Raw genomic sequence first — 18,437 nt, forward strand, 5'->3', positions numbered from 1 at the left:
GAGTCTCCTTTTAAAGTCTCTATAAATAGTGGCGAAATTGTACCCTTTTAAACTTATAATCTGCTGAAATTAAGTTTTTTATAAGCACTTTACCCATTCGATCCGATCATCCAATAAATAGCATAAATATCCCTCAACTATCTCATTCGTCGATGTGCGTATCGCCTCGCAATAGCGATTCACCTGTTCACGATGTTTTGCTTCCTCTTCACGGCCGCTTTTATAATCGATGATTATCCACCCCTCTTCTCCCCTCACCAGCAGATCGATTACTCCGAGATTTCCTTTATGGCGTATCATTTGTTCTTTGTAACAGTTGCCTTGTGTAAGGGTACGAAACAGTTCATCGGTTATCAAACGATTGATTCTCTTTTCAATCTCCTCTATTGCCCCCTCATAGAGCATTGCGCCATAACGGTTACGGGTCGATTCGAGTCCATTTTGCAGAGATATGGAGGTAAAATCACCCATCATTTCCAGTGTATAATGGAGTGACAACCCAAACTGAACCGCTGTATAGTCATGCGTTGCCTCTTTCACTGATCGGAGACTCTCCTCTTGACGACCGAATTGGAGTGCTTTAAAATTCAACACCTTTTGCGTGAGAGGCATTTCTACCTTGCGGGGTTTTATGTCTAAAACACCCCATTCAGAAGCAACCAGTTCTAAAGGGTCAAACCATGAGTTTTTGGTTTTAGAAATGACGCTTAACGATTCCACCGCACGGGTTAGAGCAACATAGAGGGCATTGAGCTGATCCTCATCGCCGGCTCTCTTTTCCGCTTCTAAAACTTTAGCGTACACCGGGTCCAGCGCTTCACGACCTTTAATCCGGTAGTGCAGAGCCCGTAATTGCGCCCCCTCATACTCATAAACAATTGCGTCATTGTGGCTTCTGGCGGTTCCGAGCCTATCAAGGACAATGACGTGTTCGAACTCCAGCCCTTTGGATTTGTGTACCGTCATAATCCGAATCCCTTTGAGATCGCTTTGCGGTGACGTGCTCTCCAAACGGTCAATTTCAAACACCACCTCTTCGATGTCACGATACCCTCGAAGTGCTTCGACAAACATCAGGGCACTTTTATCGGCGATGCTAAATCTCTTGATAAAAGCAATCACAGCCGTCGATATTTCATCAGCAGATACCCGCTCAATCATCTCACTCTGAATACCAAGCAGTGCCGCACAATTGGAGCGATAAATTGACTCTCCGAAATAGCAATAGCGCAGATACTCGATGATAGCACGAACACTCCGCTGTGCGATAAGGCGCGCAGTCGTCTCCGTTACAACGTCATACCCTCTCTCGCTCAGAATCTCTTCCACTGCACTCCCGTCTTTGTTGGTGGCAGTCAAAATAGCGATCTCTTCGGGGACAACCCCTTTAGCAATCAGCAATGCAACCCTCTCGCTCAACGTCTCTAAAAGATCATCGCTGTTTAGAACCTCGACATACCCCCCTATCGAGCTCTGCGGACTCTGTTGCGGAATATACCCGTTGATTTTTCCCTTAAATGCTCGGTTGACAAAATCGACGATTGCGCTTTTGGAGCGGTAGTTCACCTTTAGCGGTTCCAAACGGACATCAAACAACTCTGCCACTTGATGAAAGAGCGCGCTCACCCCTCCGCGAAAACGGTAGATCGATTGTTTAACATCCCCGACAAAAAAGAAGCTCCCACCCTCATTCACCCCGGTACCGGATCGGATCTCTTCGATCAGCGGACGGAGGATATCGAACTGAATGACACTGGTGTCTTGAAATTCATCGAGAAGAAGATGTTTGAGGCGCGAATCAAGCCGAAAATAGAGAAACTCGCTCTCCAATTTTTCCCGCAACAACGTGTGGACGTTTAGGGTAATATCATCGAAACTCAGTTCATTACTTTGTACCGCCATGGAGCGACGACTTTTGATGTAGAGTTTGAGGATAGCAAAAAGTTCTTTGAAATAGAGCACTTCACGACGACGCATCTGAGAAGCTACTGCACCTTGTATCTCGTGAAGCAACTCATCCATCCGAGGCTCATAAATCTTTTTAAAATCCCAATACTCTATACTCGGCTTCATGAGCCATGTTTTTCCCAGCAGCTCTTCGTAACTCTCAAACTGCATCGTTTTTCGGGCACGATCGCTGAGCGGTTTAGACAAAATCATTGCTGAGAGTTCCCCGGCAAGAGACATTGCGTATCCTATCGCCTCTTCAGGTGCGTTGATCCCCTCATAGCTTTGCATATCCAGCTCTTTGTATTTGGAATAAAGGGCGGAAAGAAGTCCAAACAAATCACTGAGCCGTTTATCGCTCAAAAGAGATAGATGCACCAGCGCTTCAGAGGCACGAGAGACCTCCACTTCATTCAAAAACCTCTCGAGCAGTGCGCTCTCATGATGATTCTGAACCGTTTTAAAGGTCGGCATCATCCCCGCATTGAGAGCAAATTTGCGTAATATCCGACCAAAAAATTTATCGAGGGTGGAGATTTGAATGTCGGAACGGAGAAATCGTGAAAGTACTTTGGGACGTTCCTCTAAAATGACCCGCTCATCGATCCCGGTGAGACGAGCAATTTGAGGCAGTTCACTCCGTGTGGGAAGCTCTTCGAGGGTGAGAATGATACGCTCCAGCATCTCATTCGCCGCTTTGTTCGTAAAGGTCAATGCTACGATGGAGGATGGGTTCTCCCCCATAAAAAGGAGGCTCAAATATCGGACGACGAGATTAAAAGTTTTACCGCTCCCCGCACTCGCTTCATAAGCTAAAAACGGTTCAAACTCCACGCATCACCTCCCGATGACAGAGATAAACATACGGACAGTAGCGACATCGGCTCAAATCCTCACACATCTCCCAGTTCCAGACTCTCTCGGATGCCATAGTTGCCAAAATCTCTCTCAGCTTGGTGATTTTTGCCTCCAAAAACTGTTCGAATTTTAGTTCCCCTTTCCCAAGATCATAATAACCGCATCGCGCCACTTTCCCCAGCTCCCCAGCGAGAAGAGCATAAACACTAAGTTGATAATCAACATCGCTCTCTTTGGGTTCTTTATCAGTGTCAGGATATTTGCCGCTTTTGTAATCGATCACTTCGAGTTCACCGCCATTTTCATCGATACGGTCGATCCTGCCATTGAGTCGTATCCCCTCTACTTCGACACTCACCTCTTTTTCGGTGTAAAGAACCCTCATACCTGAAGCAAATCGTGATGCTTCGCAGGCATAAAACGGATCTAACTTATCAATCCATAGCCGTTTCATATACCGTTCCAGCGAATCATTCGATTTTTTTTCTTCCCATAAGCTATAAAGTGCCTCTTTGATCTGAGCTGCACTGGGATATTGCTCTTGGAGTTTGTACACTCTCTCCAAAGCACTGTGGAGTTCATTACCGATGTCTCTCTCCTCTGAAAGATCACGCGGCAGTTCATGATCACGCAAGTGTTCAATATAGCGATAGTAAAATTGTCTTTTGCAGCTCAAAAAAGTTTTAATACCGCTTGCGGAGAGCGGCTGAGCCGTAAAGTCGTATTCACTCTCATACATTCGAACCTGTCGTTCGTTAAAACATGCTGCAGGAAACAAAACTTCTTCGTATCGGTATACGGATGGAATGCTCTTGATCCCAAGCTGAAGCAAAAACCGTGACGGTACCGATTCAGTATTTTGGACACATCCGATAGCCACCTTTTTAGCTCGGTTAAAGAGGATAGAGTAGTAATGTTTTTGGAGCGATTCACGATCATGTGCGCTGGGTAAACCTGCATATTCTCGTGTTTTAGAATTTAAAAAAAGATCTTTTTCACTCTTATGAGGAACGTATCCTTCATTAAAATCAACGATCACGACCCCATCAAACGCAATACCCCGCGTTTCCAACAATCCCATCACGGTTACCTTGCCGCCCCGGACATCATCAATGCTCCGCTGACGCAAACGGTTCATAAAGATTCGAAACACCGCCCTAAAGTCCATTTGCTCCAACGCATGGGTGAGATGGCTAAAGCGATGTAGTTCGTCTTGGATTATTTCAATCGACTCCGCATCAGAATCTTCCCATAATACAATCAACTCTTCGAGTTGTGAAAACTGGAATTTTTGAGCATAGCGAGCTTTGAACCAATCGATGACATCGCTTTTGATATTTCGGATACGTTCTCGATTTAAGACACTTGCTTCATCCAAAAAGAGGGTTATACTCTCCAACTCACGATACATAGTACTGTTAGAAAATGGCTTCCCCATCGCAAAGTTAAAATTTCCTTCACTATCGAACTCTTTTAACATCTGCGCCGCATCTTCATCAGGGAGAACAACGGCGATTTTCTCCGGTGCAAGCCCCCCTTCTACAAATGCCTCGACGGAAGCCTTAATAAATCCGATTTGCGCCAGTCTGATATGAAAGACTTCACACGTGACTGAACGGTTCAGGCTAAGAAGCTGCTCACTTATAATCCGTATCTCACTGAGGGAAAGCCGATATTCCATATCCTCTTTAAGCTCAAACCCCATCTCCTCAAACCGCGCCGTCATTTTGCGGTTATACGCTGTCGTGTTATAGAGCAGAGTCAGTTCCAAATGCTTGGCGCACTCTTGCAGCAAAGCGATCTCATATCGGCTCAAATACCCCTCAACCACAATCGTAATCGAATCAAAATTGCGTAGAAAATCGTGCTGTAAAGTCGCATGTTCAGAGTTAAAAATCCGGTCCGCCCACCCCTCACGAGTGCATATCTCACCGTAGCGTTCACGCAGACGTTTGAGTATCGCAATATGCTCTTCGTATTCACCGTAGACATCGACAGACTGGAGAGTCTCTACTGAGACTTGCTCAGAGGAGAGCTCTTCGAAGAAACGAAACAGGTACTCCGAATTTTGGATAAAACTGAAAAAGTTACGCTCGATGTTGAGTGCCGTAAAACCTGAAAAATCGGATGCCTCGTGCATTGCCAAAAGGCGTAGATCCTCATCCGGTACGATCTTGCCCACAGAGACATAGGCACGTGAAAGAAACTCTCCCATCGTCATAGTATGGGGGAGAAAGCCCTCGCTCCACTGAGCTACCGCTTCACGAACACATCGTGCGGTAGTATAAACGATACATTCTCTATTCATTGTTCAACTTTTCTAATATATTTAATGCGCCCATATCTAACTTCGAAAAAGCAAACCATTTTTTTCCTAAATCTTTTAAACTCGCTCCGATATGATACACTTCCTTTTCATCGATCAATAAAAAGCGATCATGGGATGAATCAAACTTTTTTAGCTCTATCGTTGGATATTGTGTATTGTATTTTTGTAAATCAAGTTCGAGCTGTTTCGTGATATTTTTGGTGTAGATGGTCGCATTTACTTTCATATCTCGTTTGGATAGCAACGTTAAAACACTCTCATCGACATAGTTGTCGATCAGAATGATGCTCTCTTTGGCACTTTTAATGAGATCCGATACAAACAGATACGCATCGTACACCTGCCCATCATAAAAAATACCTTGTTTCGGTTTAATGGATCTGTCTTCGATGGCATTGAATATCGCCTCAACTTTTTCATCCGTTTTGGATTGTTTTTGCTCCAATGAATCAAGTCTTTGAAATATCAAGGCATTGTTTGAGATAAATTTTCGCATTTCTACAAAAGCATTGATGATATGGATACTCATCTGCACTGCGCTCTGACTTCGTAGTACCGCCGAGAGCATCGCTACTCCCTGTTCTGTAAACACGTAAGGCAAATATTTTCTATGTTTACCTCTACTATTTTCTAAGGTCACAAATTGTGACCTTAAAGATTCTTCATCGTCTAAGGTGCCATTTTGGAACCTTAAAGAATCACTTAAACTTGAGGTCGCAAATTGCGACTTCAAGTTTTGATGCTCTTCTTCACTCAACTGAAACATAAAGTTTTGAGGAAATCGGTCACTATTTCTATTTACGGCTCTATTTAGATTTTTAGTTTCTACCCCATAAAGCTCCGCCAAATCACTATCCAACATCACCTGCATACCGCGAATGGTGTAGATTTTGGTTTTGATCGTTTCGTCGATAGAGGCGGTGACTTTGTTCATCGGTGATTCCTAAAATTTTGCTTCATTGTACCCCGTCGCTCAAAAATGGCGGAAAATATGACAGGATGAAAAATTTTATTTTTTGTCTCTTTTTTCTATAGCTTCAATTGCATCCAATGGCAACCTACTGAATAACTCTTATTATACAAAAATTATGAGAAATTGTGATAGAAGATGACAAAATGACAAGATGGATTCCGTGTCGCAACACGGAATGACGAGTCTATAGGATGACGTGAGAAGAACCCTTTGGCCCACTCAGGGCGAACGGGTAAGGGAAATTAAAACTCGAAGGTATTCGGATTACGGGTGTCAGCTTTGAGGTTGTAGTAACGTTGAACACTCCCGACAGACACCTTAGCCATAATGTCCCATCGACCCACTTTTGGGAGATCGACCGGAGCAAAGGTATATTTTCCCTCTGCTACGCTCGGATTACTGAGATTCATATCGAACTCTTTTAAATCAGGGCGGGTGAGGATTACCTCTACCTTTGCATCATTGACTGCTTTACCTGATTTATCGCTTACTTTGTATTCAATAATTGAACCTTTCTCAACGATCTGAGGTGTTAAAAAGGCAATCGTGTAATTTTGGTCAAACGCTATCTTTGCATTGATAATATCGTTCGCATTGGCATCATACTGATGATACCCCTGCATCCCGTAATTGGACAATTCTACCGGATTATTGAGTGCGGCCTTGATCGTTACGACACATGCACCGATCACACCGACAATAGAGAGCCCAATGATAATCGGCCATTTTGTTCCGGGATTTTTAAACATTAGAAGAGTCCTCTTTTCTACGCAAATATTTTCCGCGCAAATATTTGAAAATTGCGAAAAGAATGATACCGTAAAATATGACTCTCAAAATATCGATGAAATTTTTACTGCCGCTACCCGCAGATGAACTTAAGGTGACATTGTGATGCGCCGCGATTTGCTCGGCAACATCGCTGTAACCGTTGAACATTGCCACCGAATATTTAGAGACAATTTCCGCACCTTTGGCTCGTTCTGCCAAAATCGGCAAAATTGTTCCACCCCGATTACTGATAAGTTCTGAAGCTTCACCAAAACTGCGTGCAAACATAACTGCACTTACAACCGAACCCATAAAAGTTGCGTTCGGACTTAAAACTTGAGCTTTGTTAAAATATTCGTATAAAGAGACGGGACGCGCCAAAATATCCACTTTTTGCTTGAGCTCGATAAACGTCATAATCACAGCAGGCTCTTTGAGCTCAGTGGAGAGTTGTTTTTCGAAATCAGCAATGCTCTGATTTTCTTCCGTATCACGTACCATAACCAGATAGAGAGACACCCCTGTTTTGGCTTTGAGTTCCGCACCGATGGCATTAATTTGCTCAGAAAACTGAGGATTTTTGACAACATCATCTTTATATAAATATTCAGCATGAAGAGATAGTGAGAATAGAATTGTGAGGGTGAGGGCCGCTAGCCCTCGTGAGAGTAACAAAAGCTACCCTTAACCGACGTAAAGGTGATTTGGTGTTATAACCGCCCACAACGTTACCGCTGCAGAAACCACTAATGCGATTGTGATGAGTTTATCCATGATACTTGCCATATTAAACCCCTTATTTTACATCAACACGATGTGCAGCGTTTTCGGTGCTGAACATCTTGATGTCTTTTTCATTTTCAACTTGGTAATAGTTCGCTGCACTGCCTTGTTGAACACCCAATCCCCATACGGTCAAACCGACGAGGATAGAGAGAAGCAATACAGTTGCGATTAACATACCGGTAATACCGTCCAATGTAAAAATACCACGATTTTCCATTATGACTCTCCTTATTTGCTAAGGCTGGTGACATACGCACCAAGCGCTTTTACTTGAGCTTCAGTCAAATTGTTGAATGCAGGCATTGCACCGATAGCACCTTTTTTACCATGTTTAAGAACATTGGCAACCAAAGTTGGATTGAACTCAGCAATGCTTGGTCCAACCATATCGACACCTTTACCATCAGCTCCGTGACAAGCAGCACATGTACCGGCAAATACGTCAGCACCTTCTGTGCCTTTCATTCCGCCAGCAACATATTTAGCTACCGCATCGATCTCTGCATCGGTAACCAAAGCGCCAGTATTGGCATTCATCAAACCATTACGATCCGGCATAGGCATTTCCATACCGAGAAGTTGGTTGTTTGAACCTTTGTTGATAACGTCTTTAATCGTTTTTTCTTCCAAACGTGCATTCAAGTTCGCCGCTTTACCGTCGATACCGTCTGCTTGAAGACCGTGACACGGTGCGCATTGTACGATGAAGATTGATCCACCCATCTCTTTGAGTGTCTCTTCATCCATATTAGCATGTTCCGCTTCGAATTTTGCATCGTGCGCCGCTACAGCTTCATTGTATTCACCGATTTGTGAATACGCATTAACCGGATATCCCGCAAGGAAATACCAGATTGCCCAAATAGTGAGACCCAAGAAAATAACCGCCCATCCAAAAGGAAGTTCGTTTTTATATTCTCCGATTCCGTCCCAGTTTACAAATGATGTTACGATAACGAGTACAACTGCGCCTAATACGGCGAGTTTATTAACCCAGTCACCTTCTCCACCCATACCGCCGGCCATTCCGACAGCGACATAGGTGAAGCCAAGCATTGCAATTACAACTATGATAGCAGCAAGTACTGTCTTATTCATTTATGCCTCCTACTTTTTTATCATCGTTTTTTGAGATTTCTTCAATCGGCTGATCAGTAATCTCGTCATGGAGCGCGATATTGCCGTACTTTTCATAATCGCGCTTCCCTTTCCATTGCGAACTGTAGAGATGATAAATGTACGAGTACAACACCACCACTAAAAACGCAACGAAGAAAAAGTAAGCATACGCTTGAATCGTACCTATATCCACGCTATCATCCTTATTTTAAACTGTTAAGATACGCGATCATCGCTACGATTTCAGGGATTTGACCCGCTGCTACCGCATCTTTAACGTCTTGGTCTTTCATATCAGCTGCAATCACTTTAGCTTCTTCGAGTGCCGCTGTTTTTGCTTCATCCAAAGTTGCTGCCAATGCTACAGTAGCTTTTGTGCCATCTGCCATTGGGATTTCAGCGTTATAAGGTGTATTGAACACTTTGTTAACGGTTACTTGTTCTGCATACGCAGTATCAATATCCGCAGTGTTTTTAAACATCCAGCGATATGCCGGCATGATAGAACCCGGAACAACTGCCGCAGGATCTTTCATGTGATTTTCGTGCCAGTCTGTTGTACGGTAGTTACCTACACGCATCAAGTCCGGACCAGTACGTTTTGAGCCCCAAAGGAATGGACGATCATACGCATATTCACCGCTCAAGCTGTAGTGACCGTAACGGTCAGTTTCAGATTTAAACGGACGAATCAATTGAGAGTGACATCCCATACAGTTGTTTTTAATATAAACATGACGACCAGCAAGTTCCAACGTGCTGTAAGGTTTAGTCCCTACAACAGGCTGAGATGCTTGCGCAAAGTTTGGCAAAATCTCGATAAGACCTGCAAACGCGATTGTTAAGAACACCGCTACCGCGAAAAAGAACGGGTGTTTTTCTAACCAGTGAAACATTTTTCCCCTCCTTATTAAGCGCCCATAGGCGATGCGTTTTGAAGTTCACTCTCTTCAACACGGCGAGAGCTTGTCATTGTTTTGTACATATTATACGCGAACAAGAACATACCTACGAGGTACAAAGTACCACCAACAGCACGGATAGTATAGTATGGGTGCAATACCGTTACAGTATCGATAAATGAGTAAGCCAAGTTACCGAATTCATCGTGCGCACGCCACATCATACCTTGAGTAATACCTGCAATCCACATAGATGTGAAATACAAAACAACCCCAAGAGTTTGAACCCAGAATTGAGTATTCATCAACGATTTAGAATAAATCTCACGCTTGAATACACGTGGAGCCATATGGAAAAGTGCAGCCATAATCATGAACGCAACCCATCCAAGTGTACCATCATGTACGTGACCAACGATCCAGTCTGTAAAGTGAGCCAAAGCATTAACTGATTTGATCGCTTGAATAGGACCTTCAAGTGTAGAGAACATATAGAATGTAGACGCAAGGATCATAAATTTGATCAATGGGCTAGATGCTACTTGCTGCCATTCACCCTTCATCGTAAGGAGCATATTGATCGCAGAACCCCATGATGGGAGAATCAATACAACTGAGAACACAGAACCCATGGTTTGCATCCAATCCGGTACGGTAGAATAGATCAAGTGGTGTCCGCCTGCCCAAAGGTAAACAAACATCAATCCCCAGAAAGCAAGCAATGAAAGTTTATAAGAATAAACCGCTTGACCTGATTCTTTTGGAAGGAAGTAATAGATCATTGCAACGATAGGTACAGTAAATCCGAACGCAACCGCGTTGTGTCCATACCACCATTGTACCAACGCATCATTTGTACCTGAATACATTGAAACAGAGTGATACCAGTTGCCGATTCCGCCAGATGCGAAATACGTTGGAATTTCCATGTTGTTGAAAAGATACAACATAGCGATTCCGAGGAATGTTGCAATGTAATACCAAATAGAGATATAAAGTGATTTTTCACGACGGATACCGATCAAACCAAAAATTGACATACCCCAAATAACCCATACCACGACAACCGCGATATCAATCGGCCATTCAAAATCTGCATACTCTTTACCGGTTGAAATACCAAGTAATAATGTACCGACTACTGCAACAACAACCAATAAATAGATGAAGAAATGCAATTTAGCAAGTACCATCAAAAACTTTGATTCAGCCATAGATACTTTTAGAACACGTTGTCCTACATAGTACCAAGTAGCCCAGATACCGCTAAGGGTAAAACCAAAGATAACTGAGTCAGTATGCAACGGACGAAGACGACTAAAGTTGGTATACTCAGCCAATCCCTCTCCCGCCATCAAATTCACACCCGGAAACGCCATTTGCCACGCTAAAATAACGCCGACAAGCATCCCGACAATACCGAGAACAACAGTTGTAAGCATAAACCACTTTGCAACCGTGTAATCATACTCCAATGGACGATTCTCCATTTACGACCTCCTTAAAGATTCAAAGCATAAGAGCCTATTAGGGCACCTCTAAGAGTTGAAGTTCCAACTTTTAGAGATGCCCTTAACACTTTTGTAACAAAAGTAGGCTATTAGACGCTCTAATGATAGCAATCAGAGTATTTGAAGAATCTTAAATTATTAAATATTTTTCACAGTATTGGAACTTAACAATAAATTTAAGTTTATTTACAGAATTAGGGGTAGAAAAGTAACACTTGGAGGTTTTATTACCGTCATATCAGGAGATTTTATCCCCTGATCTCCAGTTAACGTTGAAGAAGTTGAAGAAATTCGCTGAAAATGTAACGGCTCTCTTTAGGTCCCGGACTTGATTCAGGGTGGTGTTGTACCGAGAAAACATGACCGCTATTATAGCGTAGCCCTTCGATGGTATTATCGAATAAATTTACATGGGTAACTGTCGCGATTTCACGGACAGACTCGGGTACATTATAGTTATGGTTTTGAGCCGTAATCTCTACCATCCCCGTTTGAATATTTTTGACCGGATGATTTCCGCCGTGATGACCGAATTTCAGTTTATGGGTATCGTATCCATGTGCAATACTGAGGAGTTGATGCCCCAAACAGATTCCAAACAATGGGATTTTGCGCTCAATCAGTTTTTTAATCTCTTCTTGTTCACGCTTCAATACCAATGGATCTCCCGGACCGTTCGAGAGGAATACACCGTCGATCTCTTTTGCGTCATAACGTCCAATCAACTCATCCGCACTAAAGGTGTTCGGCAATACTTCTACTTCCAATCCCGCTTCAGTGAGTTCATTAAGGATATTGCGTTTAACCCCAAAATCGATTGCAGCAATACGTGCTTTAGCAGCAGGAGCCTCATTATAACGGAAGTTAAACGGATCATAAATGCCGTTGCGATGAGTATAGGCGGTTTTCGTACTCACTTCTTCGATGTAATTGATCTCTTCGATTCGAGGTGAACTCTCTAACATTTTTTTGAGTTCATCTTTATCCGAAACCTTCGTCGAGGCGATCATCATCATCGCCCCTTCGCTACGGAGCATTTTAGTGATATAGCGGGTATCGATATCCGTTATCCCGATAATCCCGTGTTTTTCCAAAAAGGTATGCAATGCTTCCTCTGCACGAAACGAAGAATAATCGCGTTGGTATTGACGAACAATAATCCCTTTACAGTGAGCACGAGAACTTTCCATGTCTTCACTGTTAACTCCCACATTCCCGATTTCCGGCATGGTAAAGGTAACAAACTGACCTGCATACGAAGGGTCAGTGATAATCTCTTGGTATCCGCTCATCGACGTATTGAAAACGATTTCCCCGACAGCAGTAGTGTCTGCACCAAAACTTTTGGCACTGAGATAGGTGCCGTTTTCGAGATAAATCCAAACATCACGCATTATGCCATCCCCCGTCTAACCAATTCATCTTTATAGAGTTTTTCATACACGATCTCGTATTCATCCGTACCTGGAATCAAATTGCGTTTGTAACTTTTGATCTTTTCATAAACAGCTGATTCAATTTCGCTGGAGTCGGCGATTGATCCGGTGATTGCATCGAAAATAATATTTTTAATACGGTTTTCACTCACATCGTAATTAATCAAATCTTCTTCGTAGAGTACATCGAGAATCTGGTGAGCAATATCCGAATAACGATCTTCATACGCATCGGCGAGATAGAAATCGATCTGCTCTTCATTGGCATTGACGATCTCTTTTACTTTTTCTTCTAAAGCCATCTCTTTTTTAATGTTAGTGCTCAAGATGGTCTCGGCCTCTTTGGCGGTAGTCTCAAGCCCTTTGGTCATGGTAACCAAACCGCTGCGGCTAAGATCGACAGCGATTCGCGTCGCGATATGGGGTACGTGTGTCAGTGAAACCTTCATTGCCAGCCCTGAGTGAAATTTTTTGCATTTTACCCTAAAATACCTCTCAAATCGCTTAGAGGAAATGGAGGATTATTTAGGTGGTTGAGGTAGTTTTCGCATTTTGTCCGTAATTTCCGACCCTTTTTTCGGGTTCATTTTGCCTAAAATCTGTCCGACAACTTTAGAGTTAAGGGTAATCAATATTTCTGATGCCTCTGAAGAGGGCATCTCGGAGAGGATTTGCGCTGCAGCTGCCGGCTTCATTTTTAAAAATGCTTGAGAGACTTTATCCGATTTGAGTTGTTTCATTTCGTCTAAAACTTTTTTATTTTCCTCTACCATTTTTTTAATTGATGCTTCTTTGGCTTTGATCTCGGCCAATTTTTGATCGACTTTGGTATCTTTGCCTTGTACCATCGCCTCTTTTTTACGGAGAAGCTCCTCGGTTGCACGTTTAAGGGAATCAAGTGATTGCTTCTGTTCATCAATACGTTCAAGTTCTACCAATAACTCGTTTTTGCGATCTTCAAAAATCTTCGTACATTCATACGATTTCGTTGCCGGTGCACCCAAAAGCAATGTTATACTGAAAAGCGTTATTCCCCATATTATTTTCATAAAATCTCTCTTTTATAGGTCATTGTCCCAATCTCATCAAGCATTTTAGCCTCTTGATCTTTAAGAAGTTTGAGTTGTCCATTCATCTCTTGAACTTCCAAATATTTAAATTTTTCAAAATCGACCATAGCCTCTTTAAAACGATCTCTCATTTGTATTTGACGCTTCTGTGCTGTTTGCAATGTTTGCTGAGCTTCTTCAATACTTTGATGTTGCGCATGAATCATAGCCGTTGCTTGGGTGAACTCTCCTACGGAGCCTTTTGTAGGCAATGTCATGAGCGAAAGCTCTTCGTAGGCTCGATTAAGTTTGTCTGAGGCAGAAGAGAGTGCGTTATTCGCACCGATAAGAGCACGTTCGGCATTATCAAGACTCTTCTTTTTGAGTTTGACTAAAGGCGCATAACGCGACTTGCCCATACGTGCTCCTTGAAGTATTACAATGTAATGGTGTCGTTTCGATCCGGTGACGTAGAAATCATACCGATTTTAGTTTGAGTCAGTTCTTCAATGGCACGAAGATATTCCTGAGCCGTTGAGGGAAGGTCTTCAAATCGGCGAACCCCTTCGGTTTTATCCCATCCGGCAAACGTTTTATAGACAGGTTTCACATTCTCCAAATCAAGCGGCATATAATCGATCACTTCACCGTTGATTTCATACGCAACACACACTTGAACTTCATCGAAACCGTCCAATACGTCGAGTTTCATAATAGAGAGATCATCGCATCCGTTCAAACGGCTCGCATAGCGACACGCTACGGCGTCAAACCATCCACAACGGCGAGGACGTCCGGTCGTTGTTCCGAATTCATGCCCCGCTTTGCGTAAACGTTCACCGATTTCTCCGTGATCTTCACCGATGTCTTTTGGATTCACCCCAAGACCGGTACACGCTCCGGCTGAAATCGTCGATGAACTGGTGACATACGGATAAGTTCCATGATCGATATCGAGCATCGTCCCCTGCGCACCCTCTAGGAGGATCTTTTTATCCTCATCCATGAGTTTCCACGCCATTTGGGTTGTGTTTGCCAAAAATGGAACCAATGCCTCTGCAAATGTCGTAAGCTCTACCGTCAATTCTTCTTTGCTCGGCAATGCAATTTCCAATGCTTGAAAAATTGCACTATTTTGTTCAAAATATTCCATTACGCGGTTTGTAAGAGTTGTAACATCGCGAAGCTCTCCGAGGCGGAATCCCGCACGGGCGATTTTTTCGCTGTAAGCAGGCCCGATACCGCGACCTGTCGTACCGATCGCTTTTTCACCGCGAAGTTTCTCTTTTGCTTGGTCGATCAACGTGTGAAACGTCAAAATCATATGCGCCGATTCAGAGACAAACAAGCGTCCAAGCAAATTATCAAATTGTTTCATCTCTTTGATCAATGCTTCGGGAGAGACAACGACACCGTTACCGATGATGTTGATCGCTTTCGGGTTCAAAATCCCTGACGGGATCAAGTGAAGGGCGTGCGTTTTACCATCAACCACGATGGTATGACCGGCATTATGTCCCCCTTGATAACGGGCAACACAATCGTATTTTTGCGCGAGCAAATCAACAATTTTCCCTTTTCCTTCGTCACCCCACTGGATACCGACTATTAAATCTGCTTTCATAAACAATCCTACTTTTAGTTATTGGTGTAATGCGTCGATCAACGCATCGGTATAAATGGCGAATCCGACGGAAACCGTCTCGTCGCTTTTGTAGCGTCCGCCCATAGCGTACATTTCATTTCCTTCGATCACGCGGAAAAAAAGCTCGTCATAATAAAGCATTTTAGCGTAATAAAGGGGAGCGATAACTACATTAGGATATTCCAGCCCCTCACACAGCTCTTTGATTTTCAGGAGTTCCGGTTTGATCGCATCGGGTACGATTGCCGCAACTGCATCGATCTCATCGGCATGCTGCATGTAGACCAATCGAGTCAACCAGTCGATTTTGAGAGCTAGAAATTTTTCGATGTTTACATGACGGAAATCGTCCAACGTCAGATCCAACATCTCGCTGAGAATTCGAGGAATATTGATATTGGATATTTGCAATAACGGCGAAAATTCCAAAACATTGAGAATCCGTGTCGCTTGGGTGAGCGCTACCGAAAGGTTCGGCTCATCGATAATCTCAACCCCGATTTGATACTGCTCATCCGCAGGATAACGGTAAACCGGCTGGATATAGAACCATTTTTTGTGTTCCGTATTGCCGCCGAGACGTTTGTTAAGTATACGTACCACATCGATCGTCGAATCGGCACGAAGGCTGATCGGATGGTTTTCACTGTCGTTAACACGGATAAGCTCACGCTGATCGCAGACACTCATGTGCTGGTGGTACGAAAAGAGCGGTGTTAATATCTCTTCAAATCCGGCATCGCTCAACAGGGTGCTTGCTTTGGCTTCTATGATTCGCTTGGTCTTCGCCGTTCCGGCAAAGTAGAGCTTGGACCCTTCAGGAATTTCGTGTTCAAATACCATAATATCAGAGTCCAAAATAGACGGTGTTAAACACGCGGTTCGCGGTTCCGTCATATGTACGTCGGCCCATTGCAGCAAGAGAAAGTTCCACCGCGTTAGCTGCCCAACATGCAGCGTCCCCTACCGTTGTCATCGAATCGGCAGGATTGGTTGGGTAGATAGAGAGGCCGATCGCACCCATCGCTTCGCGGGTTGCATATGCCCGACGCGCCGTATCGGCGTACAACTTATCTGCCGCTGTCCATGCCGTCGTGTTTTTACGCTGATTTTTGATCTCGGTAGCGAGGTTAAAGTAATACCCTTTACCGCTTCCGATTTTCTCTATCGCCGCATTGGAAAGCCCCATAATCGCGACGTCGATTTTCTCCACGCCCACCGCCGTGATACCATCTGCAATCACCATGATGGATGGGTTGTGTGCTTTAACCGCCGCTGCAATTTCTTCAACACTGTGGCGCAATCCGCCCGCACTTTCACAAATTTGAATCGCAATCGCATCGACATCAGGGTTAGCGTTCAATGCCGCTTGAACTTCCTCAACACTGGCAGGAGTATCCCATTCGTGCTTGATTTCGACATTCGCAATCCCGTGAGCTAGCGCAATCTTGCCGAAACGCTCACCGAATTTTCCCGAATTGATTGAGAGGAGTTTGGAATGGGCGAGATTGATGACTGCCCCTTCCATAGCTCCGGTTCCTGAGGATGCCAACATCAACACCTCATCCATCCCAAGGAGTTCAAACAACAATGTGCGGGTTCGCTCAAATATCGCTTCGAACTCAGGGGTACGGTGATGAAGCGTCTCGCCTGCCATCGCGACACGAACAGACTCAGGTACGGGGGTAGGACCGGGGGTAAAAAGTAACATTCAAAAATTCCTTGAGGGAAATGGTCATAAATCCGCGCATTTTATCCTAGTTGAGGTTAGGGGAGGTTTAAGGGGTGAGGCTATGGTACAATTGCATCAAAAAAAGAGCTTATTTAATGACGTTATTTGATGCATTGATTCTTGGCGCGCTGGAGGGAGTCACCGAATTTCTCCCGATCTCTTCAACAGGACATCTTATCCTCGCTTCACAATTGTTGGGATTGGAGCAAACCAATGCCCATAAAGCCTTCGAGGTTTCCATCCAACTCGGAAGTATCCTCGCCGTCTTATTTTTATACGCCAAAAGACTCCTCCAGGATAAAACACTGTGGCTGAAAATCGGTGTCGCTTTTTTACCGGCAGGGGCTTTGGGATTTTTGTTTTACAAACAGATTAAAGCCCTTTTCGGAGTAGAAACAGTGAGTATTATGCTCATCGCTGGAGGGATAGTATTCTTAGCTTTCGAGTATCTTCGCCGTGACAAACCCATCGATTCAGGAAAAGATATCACCGAGCTTACCTTCAAAGAGGCCTTTACCATCGGCGTCTTTCAAAGCCTCTCGATGATCCCCGGAACCAGCCGCTCCGGTGCAACCCTTATCGGCGGATTGATTATGGGACTCAGCCGAAAAAGTGCCGCAGAATTTTCGTTTCTCCTCGCCATTCCGACGATGATCATCGCTACCGCCTACGATCTCATCAAGCACCGCAATGAAATGGTCGTGGATGATTATTTTATGCTCTCCATTGCGTTTATAACGGCGTTTGTATTTGCCCTCGCAACGGTCAAACTTTTTGTCGCCTTCGTCAGCCGCCACACCTTTACCCCGTTTGCGATTTATCGAATCGTTGTCGGAATCATTTTCTTTTATTTTGTAGCGGTGCTTCCGGCGTGAGAGCGTAAAAACTTAATCTGATCAATCAAAATCTTCGCCAACTCCAACCCTTTGGAACGGTGCGAAAGCCCTTTTTTTACATCACTCGCTAACTCACCCAACGTCTGCACATATCCGCTTGGAATGAAAATCGGATCATATCCGAAACCGTTTTCACCCCGAAGTTCAGTAATCACATCCCCGTGCATCCACCCGTGCACACAATTCTCCCCTTCACGGGAAACAATCGCAATTGCCGCCGTGTAATGGGCAGGTGAGGTTTGGAAATTTTTTTCTTTTAATGATTTAACGAGTTTAAGAAGATTATCCCGATCGCTCGCACCCTCTCCGCCGTACCTCGCACTGTAAATCCCCGGAGCACCGCCCAATACATCGACACTGATGCCGCTGATCAGCGCATTTTCTTTAAACGTGTCACCGTCTTCAATAATTTCAAATCCCTCTATCAGATCGGTGTAAGGAAAAACCTCCCGATCGTGGAGCAATTCTATAATTTCACGCACT

At 44.0% G+C, this 18,437-nt stretch carries 19 protein-coding genes; 1 reads left to right on the forward strand and 18 read right to left on the reverse strand.

Going from position 1 to position 18,437, the window contains the following annotated elements:
* Positions 1-78 precede the first annotated feature (78 nt).
* From B649_RS11220 to B649_RS11300, 17 genes are all read right to left on the reverse strand, one after another.
* Positions 79-2,781, reverse strand: coding sequence for a RecB-like helicase (locus B649_RS11220; RefSeq protein WP_015654641.1), 2,703 nt, complete (start codon positions 2,779-2,781; stop codon positions 79-81).
* A complete protein-coding gene (locus B649_RS11225) occupies positions 2,771-5,113 on the reverse strand; it encodes a PD-(D/E)XK nuclease family protein (protein WP_015654642.1) in 2,343 nt (780 codons plus the stop codon). The genes B649_RS11220 and B649_RS11225 overlap by 11 nt, the downstream gene beginning before the upstream one ends.
* Entirely contained in the window at positions 5,106-6,068 is a 963-nt protein-coding gene (locus tag B649_RS11230) for an ORF6N domain-containing protein (protein ID WP_015654643.1), read from the reverse strand. Before B649_RS11230 ends, B649_RS11225 begins: the two co-directional genes overlap by 8 nt.
* Positions 6,069-6,349: 281 nt before the next feature.
* Entirely contained in the window at positions 6,350-6,856 is a 507-nt protein-coding gene (locus B649_RS11235) for a FixH family protein (protein WP_015654644.1), read from the reverse strand.
* Positions 6,849-7,553, reverse strand: coding sequence for a hypothetical protein (locus B649_RS11240; RefSeq protein ID WP_015654645.1), 705 nt, complete (start codon positions 7,551-7,553; stop codon positions 6,849-6,851). Before B649_RS11240 ends, B649_RS11235 begins: the two co-directional genes overlap by 8 nt.
* Before the next feature lie 121 nt (positions 7,554-7,674).
* Positions 7,675-7,881, reverse strand: a complete 207-nt coding sequence (locus B649_RS11245) for a DUF4006 family protein (protein ID WP_015654646.1) — start codon at positions 7,879-7,881, stop codon at positions 7,675-7,677.
* Between the two features lie 11 nt (positions 7,882-7,892).
* Positions 7,893-8,762 (reverse strand): c-type cytochrome, encoded by an 870-nt coding sequence (locus B649_RS11250; RefSeq protein ID WP_015654647.1) that lies wholly within the window; start codon positions 8,760-8,762, stop codon positions 7,893-7,895.
* Positions 8,755-8,976: a cytochrome c oxidase, cbb3-type, CcoQ subunit gene (locus tag B649_RS11255; protein WP_015654648.1), complete on the reverse strand. Its 222-nt coding sequence runs from the start codon at positions 8,974-8,976 to the stop codon at positions 8,755-8,757. Before B649_RS11255 ends, B649_RS11250 begins: the two co-directional genes overlap by 8 nt.
* A 10-nt stretch (positions 8,977-8,986) precedes the next feature.
* Positions 8,987-9,679 carry a cytochrome-c oxidase, cbb3-type subunit II gene (ccoO, locus tag B649_RS11260; RefSeq protein ID WP_015654649.1) on the reverse strand — a complete coding sequence of 231 codons (693 nt, stop codon included), beginning with the start codon at positions 9,677-9,679 and terminating at the stop codon, positions 8,987-8,989.
* A gap of 14 nt (positions 9,680-9,693) precedes the next feature.
* Positions 9,694-11,175: a cytochrome-c oxidase, cbb3-type subunit I gene (gene ccoN, locus B649_RS11265; RefSeq protein ID WP_015654650.1), complete on the reverse strand. Its 1,482-nt coding sequence runs from the start codon at positions 11,173-11,175 to the stop codon at positions 9,694-9,696.
* A 287-nt stretch (positions 11,176-11,462) separates the two neighbouring features.
* The gene (gene carA, locus B649_RS11270) at positions 11,463-12,590 is read right to left on the reverse strand and encodes a glutamine-hydrolyzing carbamoyl-phosphate synthase small subunit (RefSeq protein ID WP_015654651.1); all 1,128 of its coding nucleotides are present in this window, start codon (positions 12,588-12,590) and stop codon (positions 11,463-11,465) included.
* The gene (locus tag B649_RS11275) at positions 12,590-13,081 is read right to left on the reverse strand and encodes a DUF507 family protein (protein ID WP_015654652.1); all 492 of its coding nucleotides are present in this window, start codon (positions 13,079-13,081) and stop codon (positions 12,590-12,592) included. Before B649_RS11275 ends, carA begins: the two co-directional genes overlap by 1 nt.
* Before the next feature lie 72 nt (positions 13,082-13,153).
* On the reverse strand, positions 13,154-13,681 hold the full coding sequence (locus tag B649_RS11280) for a hypothetical protein (protein ID WP_015654653.1): 528 nt from the start codon (positions 13,679-13,681) through the stop codon (positions 13,154-13,156).
* A complete protein-coding gene (locus tag B649_RS11285) occupies positions 13,678-14,100 on the reverse strand; it encodes a flagellar export protein FliJ (RefSeq protein WP_015654654.1) in 423 nt (140 codons plus the stop codon). Before B649_RS11285 ends, B649_RS11280 begins: the two co-directional genes overlap by 4 nt.
* Before the next feature lie 17 nt (positions 14,101-14,117).
* Entirely contained in the window at positions 14,118-15,305 is a 1,188-nt protein-coding gene (locus B649_RS11290; RefSeq protein ID WP_015654655.1) for an adenylosuccinate synthetase, read from the reverse strand.
* An 18-nt stretch (positions 15,306-15,323) separates the two neighbouring features.
* Positions 15,324-16,169, reverse strand: coding sequence for an ATP phosphoribosyltransferase regulatory subunit (locus B649_RS11295; RefSeq protein WP_015654656.1), 846 nt, complete (start codon positions 16,167-16,169; stop codon positions 15,324-15,326).
* Positions 16,170-16,173: 4 nt separating this feature from the next.
* The gene (locus tag B649_RS11300; RefSeq protein WP_015654657.1) at positions 16,174-17,037 is read right to left on the reverse strand and encodes an aminotransferase class V-fold PLP-dependent enzyme; all 864 of its coding nucleotides are present in this window, start codon (positions 17,035-17,037) and stop codon (positions 16,174-16,176) included.
* Between the two features lie 116 nt (positions 17,038-17,153).
* Here B649_RS11300 and B649_RS11305 point away from each other — a divergent pair, with 116 nt between their 5' ends.
* Positions 17,154-17,933 (forward strand): undecaprenyl-diphosphate phosphatase, encoded by a 780-nt coding sequence (locus B649_RS11305; protein WP_015654658.1) that lies wholly within the window; start codon positions 17,154-17,156, stop codon positions 17,931-17,933.
* On the opposite strand, the gene B649_RS11310 is transcribed toward B649_RS11305, so the two are convergent.
* Positions 17,906-18,436, reverse strand: a complete 531-nt coding sequence (locus B649_RS11310; RefSeq protein WP_015654659.1) for a non-canonical purine NTP pyrophosphatase — start codon at positions 18,434-18,436, stop codon at positions 17,906-17,908. The two genes, B649_RS11305 and B649_RS11310, sit on opposite strands and share 28 nt — an antisense overlap.
* Position 18,437: the final 1 nt, after the last annotated feature.

The sequence above is a fragment of the Candidatus Sulfuricurvum sp. RIFRC-1 genome (assembly GCF_000310245.1).
GTDB lineage: Bacteria > Campylobacterota > Campylobacteria > Campylobacterales > Sulfurimonadaceae > Sulfuricurvum.

Excerpts from the sequence above, each read along its gene's own strand:
- ccoO (WP_015654649.1), bottom strand. The coding sequence starts at position 9,679 with ATGTTTCACTGGTTAGAAAAACACCCGTTCTTTTTCGCGGTAGCGGTG.
- B649_RS11290 (WP_015654655.1), bottom strand. The coding sequence starts at position 15,305 with ATGAAAGCAGATTTAATAGTCGGTATCCAGTGGGGTGACGAAGGAAAA.
- B649_RS11285 (WP_015654654.1), bottom strand. The coding sequence starts at position 14,100 with ATGGGCAAGTCGCGTTATGCGCCTTTAGTCAAACTCAAAAAGAAGAGT.
- B649_RS11225 (WP_015654642.1), bottom strand. The coding sequence starts at position 5,113 with ATGAATAGAGAATGTATCGTTTATACTACCGCACGATGTGTTCGTGAA.
- B649_RS11280 (WP_015654653.1), bottom strand. The coding sequence starts at position 13,681 with ATGAAAATAATATGGGGAATAACGCTTTTCAGTATAACATTGCTTTTG.
- B649_RS11230 (WP_015654643.1), bottom strand. The coding sequence starts at position 6,068 with ATGAACAAAGTCACCGCCTCTATCGACGAAACGATCAAAACCAAAATC.
- B649_RS11235 (WP_015654644.1), bottom strand. The coding sequence starts at position 6,856 with ATGTTTAAAAATCCCGGAACAAAATGGCCGATTATCATTGGGCTCTCT.
- carA (WP_015654651.1), bottom strand. The coding sequence starts at position 12,590 with ATGCGTGATGTTTGGATTTATCTCGAAAACGGCACCTATCTCAGTGCC.
- B649_RS11300 (WP_015654657.1), bottom strand. The coding sequence starts at position 17,037 with ATGTTACTTTTTACCCCCGGTCCTACCCCCGTACCTGAGTCTGTTCGT.
- ccoN (WP_015654650.1), bottom strand. The coding sequence starts at position 11,175 with ATGGAGAATCGTCCATTGGAGTATGATTACACGGTTGCAAAGTGGTTT.
- B649_RS11305 (WP_015654658.1), top strand. The coding sequence starts at position 17,154 with ATGACGTTATTTGATGCATTGATTCTTGGCGCGCTGGAGGGAGTCACC.
- B649_RS11275 (WP_015654652.1), bottom strand. The coding sequence starts at position 13,081 with ATGAAGGTTTCACTGACACACGTACCCCATATCGCGACGCGAATCGCT.
- B649_RS11250 (WP_015654647.1), bottom strand. The coding sequence starts at position 8,762 with ATGAATAAGACAGTACTTGCTGCTATCATAGTTGTAATTGCAATGCTT.
- B649_RS11245 (WP_015654646.1), bottom strand. The coding sequence starts at position 7,881 with ATGGAAAATCGTGGTATTTTTACATTGGACGGTATTACCGGTATGTTA.
- B649_RS11295 (WP_015654656.1), bottom strand. The coding sequence starts at position 16,169 with ATGGTATTTGAACACGAAATTCCTGAAGGGTCCAAGCTCTACTTTGCC.